We start from the raw sequence: 620 nt of genomic DNA on the forward strand, positions 1-620 counted from the left end.
GCCGGCCATGTCGATCTCGTTGTCGAAGTGGCCGATGTTGCTGACGATCGCCTGGTGCTTCATCCGCGCCATGTGGTCGGCGGTGATGATGTTGAAGTTGCCGGTCGTCGTCACGAAGATGTCCGCGGTCGCCACGACGTCGTCCAGCGTGGTGACCTGGAAGCCGTCCATCGCGGCCTGGAGCGCGCAGATCGGGTCGATCTCGGTGACGATCACACGGGCGCCCTGGCCGCGCAGCGCGTCCGCGCAGCCCTTGCCGACGTCGCCGTAGCCGCACACGACCGCGACCTTGCCGCCGATGAGCACGTCGGTGGCGCGGTTGAGGCCGTCGATCACGCTGTGGCGGCAGCCGTACTTGTTGTCGAACTTGGACTTGGTCACCGAGTCGTTGACGTTGATCGCCGCGCCGGGAACGCCAGCGTGCCGGCCTTGGCCATCTCGTACAGGCGGTGGACACCGGTGGTGGTCTCCTCGGTCACGCCCTTGATGCGCTCGGCGGTCTTCGTCCAGCGTCCGGAGCCGTCGACCGTACGGTGGAGCAGGTCGAGGATGACCTTCCACTCCTCCGGGTCGTCCTCCGACGCCGACGGCACGGCACCGGCCTTCTCGTACTCCGCGCC

At 67.6% G+C, this 620-nt stretch carries 1 pseudogene; it reads right to left on the reverse strand.

The window, feature by feature from the left end:
* A pseudogene (locus ACFFNX_RS46030) lies at positions 1-620 on the reverse strand (adenosylhomocysteinase); the annotation flags it as partial.

Source organism: Actinoallomurus acaciae, from assembly GCF_042429965.1.
Lineage (GTDB): Bacteria > Actinomycetota > Actinomycetes > Streptosporangiales > Streptosporangiaceae > Actinoallomurus > Actinoallomurus acaciae.